The sequence below is a fragment of the Mesorhizobium sp. M2A.F.Ca.ET.039.01.1.1 genome, assembly GCF_003998035.1.
In the GTDB taxonomy this organism is placed as follows: Bacteria; Pseudomonadota; Alphaproteobacteria; order Rhizobiales; family Rhizobiaceae; genus Mesorhizobium.
The window spans coordinates 1-5,612 of sequence record NZ_RZRY01000419.1; the positions used below are offsets into that span (position 1 = coordinate 1).

The following is a 5,612-nucleotide window of genomic DNA, read 5'->3' on the forward strand; positions in this document are numbered from 1 at the left end:
TAGCCGCGCGCGCCGTGGCGGCGCGCAGCGGGCAGAACAGCGCGCCCGATTATCTGAAGGGCCTGAACCCGGAGCAGCGGCTCGCCGTCGAGACGACCGAAGGCCCGGTCCTGGTGCTGGCCGGCGCCGGAACCGGCAAGACGCGCGTGCTCACCACCCGCATCGCCCACATCCTCGCGACTGGCAGGGCCTTCCCGTCGCAGATCCTCGCCGTCACCTTCACCAACAAGGCGGCGCGCGAGATGAAGCAGCGCATCGGCCACCTGATCGGCGAAGGCAATGTCGAGGGCATGCCCTGGCTCGGCACCTTCCATTCTATCGGCGTCAAGCTGTTGCGTCGTCATGCCGAGTTGGCCGGGCTGAAGTCGGATTTCACCATCCTCGACACCGACGACGTGGTGCGGCTGATCAAGCAGCTGATCCAGGCCGAAGGGCTGGACGACAAGCGCTGGCCGGCCAAGACCTTCGCCCAGATGCTCGACAACTGGAAGAACAAGGGCCTCGGCCCCGAAGAGATTCCGGAAGGTGATGCTCGCAGCTTCGGCAACGGCAAGGGCCGCCAGCTCTACAAGGCCTATCAGGAACGGCTGCAGACGCTGAATTCCTGCGACTTCGGCGACCTGCTCTACCACCCGATCCGCATCTTCCGCGCCTATCCGGACGTGCTGAAGGAATACCACCGCAAGTTCAAATACATACTAGTCGACGAGTACCAGGACACCAACACCGCGCAGTACATGTGGCTGCGGCTCTTGGCGCAGCGCCCCAATGTCGGGCGCAGCCCGTCGGCCGAAGGCCGCAAGCCCGACCGGGCGTCGGCCGGTCAGGCCGCCCCCGCGGAGGCCAGCGAGCGAAGCGAGCGCGCGGCCGTGAGCGAAAACAAAGTCAACATTTGCTGCGTCGGCGACGACGACCAGTCGATCTATGGCTGGCGCGGCGCCGAAGTCGACAACATCCTGCGCTTCGACAAGGATTTCCCGGGCGCCACCATCATCCGGCTGGAGCGCAATTATCGCTCCACCGCGCATATCCTGGGCGCCGCTTCCCACCTCATCGCCCACAATGAGGGCCGTTTCGGCAAGACGCTGTTCACCGATCGCAATGACCCCGATGACGACAAGGTGCATGTCCATGCCGCCTGGGACTCGGAGGAAGAGGCGCGCGCCATAGGCGACGCCATCGAGGCTTACCAGCGGCAGAAACATAATCTGAACGACATGGCGATTCTCGTCCGCGCGTCCTTCCAGATGCGCGCCTTCGAAGACCGCTTCATCACGCTGGGCTTGAACTATCGCGTCATCGGCGGCCCGCGCTTCTACGAGCGCCTGGAAATCCGCGACGCGCTGGCCTTCTTCCGCGTCGTCGCCAACAGCGGCGACGACCTTGCCTTCGAGCGCATTGTCAACGTGCCGAAGCGGGGGCTCGGCGAAGCCACGATCCGCCAGATCCACGACACCGCGCGCGCCATGCGCGTGCCGATGCTGGAGGCCGCCGCAACGCTCGCCGAAAGCGACGAGCTGAAGCCCAAGCCGCGCGCAGCGCTCCGAGAGGTGGCCGCCAATTTCGAGCGCTGGCAGAAAGCGCTGGAAACGAAGCCGCACACCGAGCTCGCCGAGACCATTTTGGAAGAGAGCGGCTACACCGACATGTGGAAGAACGACCGTTCGGCAGACGCGCCCGGGCGGCTGGAAAACCTCAAGGAGCTGATCCGCTCCATGGAGGAGTACGAATCGCTGCGCTCCTTCCTCGAGCATGTCGCGCTCGTCATGGATGCCGAGCAGAATGCCGAGCAGGATGCGGTCTCGATCATGACGCTGCATTCGGCCAAGGGCCTCGAATTCGAGACCGTTTTCCTGCCCGGCTGGGAGGAAGGCTTGTTCCCGCATCAGCGCGCGCTGGACGAAGGCGGGCGCTCCGGCCTGGAGGAAGAGCGCCGGCTTGCCTATGTCGGACTGACGCGGGCGAAGAAGAACCTGCACATCTGGTTCGTCTCCAACCGTCAGATCCACGGGTTGTGGCAATCGACCATCCCGTCGCGCTTCGTCGACGAGCTGCCGGAAACCCATATCGACGTCGCCGAGGGCGGCAATTCCTATGGCGGCTACGGCAATCCCTATGGCGGCGGCGCTTTTGCATCGGGACGCGGGGGAGGCCGGCAGAACCCTTACGGCGCCTCGCGCTTCGACAATGTCGGCGCCAAGGACCAGGGCAGTTTTTCCAACACCTATGCCACGCCCGGCTGGCAGCGCGCCCAGGCCAACCGCACCGAAGCGACCGACCGCAACTGGGGCACCCGCTCCGGCCACCAGGTCGAGCGCATCGGCTATGGCGAGACCGACTCAGGCTACGGCGCCGGCCGGACCAGCGTGAAGGGCCGCACCATCGAGGGCGAGCTGGTCGCCAAATCCGTCGCAGACACGCCGTCAGCCTTCAATGTCGGCGACCGCGTCTTCCACCAGAAATTCGGCAACGGCAACATAGCGGCCATCGAAGGCAACAAGCTCACCATCGACTTCGACAAGGCCGGGCAAAAGCGCGTGCTGGACGGGTTCGTCGCGCCGGTGTGACCGCCCTCACCTGTACCTTGCCTGGTTCCACTTGTGGCCGAGCAGCGACAGGATGATGATCAGTCCGTTGAAGAACTGGACGTAGAAGCCGCTGAGGCCCGCCGCCACAACGCCGGTCTGGATGAACGACACAGTGACCGCGCCGATCGCGCCGCCGACCACCGTGCCGATGCCGCCCCAGGTCGGCGTGCCGCCGACGAACACCGAGGCGAGCACCGGCAGCAGATAGCCGTCGCCCGCCGTCGGCCACCAGGTGAAGTTGATCATCACCGAGAAGGTGCCGGCGATCGCCGCGCCTATGCCGGTGAAGACGAACACCTTCACCCGCACGAGCTTGACGTCGATGCCCATCTGCTTGGCGCTGTCGGGATTGTCGCCGACCACCTTCACCTGCGCGCCGAAGCGGTGTCGGTTGAAGAGCAGCGCCGAGAACACGACGAAGGCTATGGCCCAGAAGATCTGCACGGGAATGCCCCAGATCTGGCTGGAGAAGATCTTGTAGGCCGCGCTGTCGGCCAGATTGGTCAGCGCCGTCGACTTGCCCTCGTTGATGATCTGGATCAGGCCGCGCAGCAGGAAATTCATGCCGAGCGTGGCGATCAGCGACGACAGCCCGCCATAGACGACCAGCGAGCCGACCAGGAAGCCGAGCAGCGTACCGGTGACAACAGCCGCCGCGATGCCCAGGAACGGATCGTAGCCCGCCTGCACCACCAGCGCGAAGACCCAGGAGGCGAAACCCATCGTTGCCGGGAACGACAGGTCGATCTCGCCGCAGGTGACGACGAAGACCAGCGGCACCACCACGAACAGCGCCACCGGAAGCGTCGTCAGCACCGAGCTGTAGAGATACCAGGTGGTGAACACGGTCGGGTTGGCGATCATGAACACCGCCATCATGACGATGAACACCGCGAGCGTGCCGAGCGAAGCGCGGTTGTCGAGCACGAAGCCGCGCAGCCAGTGGTTCGACGGATGGCTCCATTCCTTGGCAGCCTGGCCGCTTGTTCTCCTGAGAGGCGTTTGCAGATCGGGTTCCATGGCCTTGCTCATCACGCTCTCTGCTCCGCGCCCTCGTGCAGCCCCGGCAGGCCGCCGGGATGCGCCACATCTTCCATGAAGTTGATCAGGTCGTCGGCCGACTTGACCTCGCTGCGGTCGGCCGTCAGCGCCACCTTGCCGCGGTCGAGCACGACGAAGCGGTCGGCGATGTCGAAGACATGGTGGATGTTGTGGCCGATGAACAGGATCGAGCGGCCGCTCGCCCGCACCTGGCGCACGAAGTGGAAGACCTTGGCGGTTTCGGTCAGCGACAGCGCCGTCGTCGGCTCGTCGAGGATGATCAGCTCCGCCTGCTTGTAGATGGCGCGAGCGATCGCCACGCCCTGCCGCTCGCCGCCCGAAAGCTGGCCGACGATCGACTGCGGCGTGAACACTTTCGAGGTGAAGCCGATCTCGCGCATTAGCCGGCTCGCCTCCGCGACCTCCTTGTTGACCTTCAGCCAGCCCATGAAGCCGGTGAGCTCGCGGCCCATGAAGATGTTGCGCACGATGGTCTGCTGCACGGCCAGAGCCCGGTCCTGGAACACGGTCTCGATGCCGGCGTCGCGCGAACGTGCCGCGCTCCATCCGCTGACCGGTTTGCCACGCACCAGGATTTCGCCGCTGGTCGGCCTGACCACGCCGGACAGGATCTTGATCAGCGTCGATTTGCCGGCGCCGTTGTCGCCGATCAGGCCGACCACTTCGCCGCGATCGACGCTGAGGTTGACGCCGCCCAAGGCATAGACCTGGCCGTAGGATTTCTTGATGTCGCGCAGTTCGATGATGCGTTCGCTCATGCGATCCTCGCTTGAATTGTGTGTTATCCCTGCCTCGTCCGCAGGCGGTCCCGCCGGCCGGGTTGGGTCCGGCCGGCGGCCTGGGAGGTCAGCGCAGCGCCTGCTTGGCGAGCTCTGAGACGATCTCGTAGTTCTGCGGCGTCACGAAGCCGGCGCCGGTGTCGACGTTCATGGGGGCAAGACCGAGCACCACCTGCTGGCAGAGACTGAGGATCGGCAGATAGCCTTGCATGAACGGCTGCTGGTCGGCCGTCAGCTGCACCCAGCCGCCCTTGAAGGCCTCGACGATCTGCGGGCTGGTGTCGAAGCCGAAATTGAAGATGTCGCCGGGCTTCCTGCCCGCCGCCTGCATGTAGGTGGCGACATTGCCGAGCATCTGCCCGCCGGGATAGCCGACCGCCTTGACGCCGGGATTGTTGAGCAGCGCCGCAGTGATCGGCGGGATCGCGAGATTGGGATCGGCTGCCCATTCGGTTTGCGAATTGATCTGAACGACATCGACCCCGGCCTCCTTCAGCGCGGCGACCGTTCCACGCTCGCGCGCGCCACGGCTCTCGTTCTCGAACGGGCCGATCATGATCGCCTTGTCGCCGGCCTTCAGCCCGGCCAGCTTGAACGCCTCGGCGCCGAGCGCGCGCCCCTGCTGCTCCTGCTGCGCGCCGACATAGCCGCCGCCGAACGCAGCCACCACCGTCGGCACCGGAACGTTCTGGTACATCATCTTGATGCCGTCCTTATGCGCCTGTTCGGCCAGCGGCATGATCGCCGCGTCGCCCGGATGGCCCATCATGGCGATGCCCTGCGGCTTGACGGCGACCGCCTCGCGCAATTGCTGCACCATCTTTTCGACGTCCCAGCCGGAAAAGATGTAGTCGACCTTCGGCCCGAGATCAGCCGCCGCCTGCTTGGCGCCATTATAGACGATGGTGCCGAAGGCGTCGCCCTCGGCGCCGCCGACGAAGAAGCGGATGTGGACGTCCTTGCACCATTGGGCGTCAAGCGCCTTTGCCGGCAGAGTGGAGATCGAGGCACAGAGCGCCGTGGCGGCCGCCACGACGGTCGAGCGCAGAACAGTCCTTCTGGTCGTGATGCTCATGCACGTTCCTCCCTTTTGGTCCCTCGCGATGGAGGGTTTCGACAATGATTTGGATCGGCCGGCTCCTCCCGCCGGCCGGCGCTCAAACCGGATTGGGCAGGTAGCTGT

The 5,612-nt window shown here is 65.2% G+C and carries 4 protein-coding genes; 1 reads left to right on the forward strand and 3 read right to left on the reverse strand.

Annotated features, from left to right (window positions below; genetic code table 11):
- Window positions 1–2,567: UvrD-helicase domain-containing protein (locus EOA24_RS25600; RefSeq protein WP_127410185.1), on the forward strand; the 2,567-nt coding region annotated here is incomplete at its 5' end.
- A 6-nt stretch (window positions 2,568–2,573) separates the two neighbouring features.
- Here the strand turns inward: EOA24_RS25600 and EOA24_RS25605 are convergent.
- The 3 genes from EOA24_RS25605 to EOA24_RS25615 form a co-directional block, all read right to left on the reverse strand.
- Entirely contained in the window at window positions 2,574–3,620 is a 1,047-nt protein-coding gene (locus EOA24_RS25605; RefSeq protein WP_126082030.1) for an ABC transporter permease, read from the reverse strand.
- Window positions 3,620–4,408: an ATP-binding cassette domain-containing protein gene (locus tag EOA24_RS25610; protein ID WP_126082029.1), complete on the reverse strand. Its 789-nt coding sequence runs from the start codon at window positions 4,406–4,408 to the stop codon at window positions 3,620–3,622. The genes EOA24_RS25605 and EOA24_RS25610 overlap by 1 nt, the downstream gene beginning before the upstream one ends.
- Before the next feature lie 88 nt (window positions 4,409–4,496).
- Entirely contained in the window at window positions 4,497–5,504 is a 1,008-nt protein-coding gene (locus EOA24_RS25615; protein WP_126060124.1) for a substrate-binding domain-containing protein, read from the reverse strand.
- Window positions 5,505–5,612 lie beyond the last annotated feature (108 nt).

What these genes read in the sequence shown, in the direction of transcription:
- EOA24_RS25605 (WP_126082030.1), bottom strand. Translation starts at nt 3,620, where the DNA reads ATGAGCAAGGCCATGGAACCCGATCTGCAAACGCCTCTCAGGAGAACA.
- EOA24_RS25610 (WP_126082029.1), bottom strand. Translation starts at nt 4,408, where the DNA reads ATGAGCGAACGCATCATCGAACTGCGCGACATCAAGAAATCCTACGGC.
- EOA24_RS25615 (WP_126060124.1), bottom strand. Translation starts at nt 5,504, where the DNA reads ATGAGCATCACGACCAGAAGGACTGTTCTGCGCTCGACCGTCGTGGCG.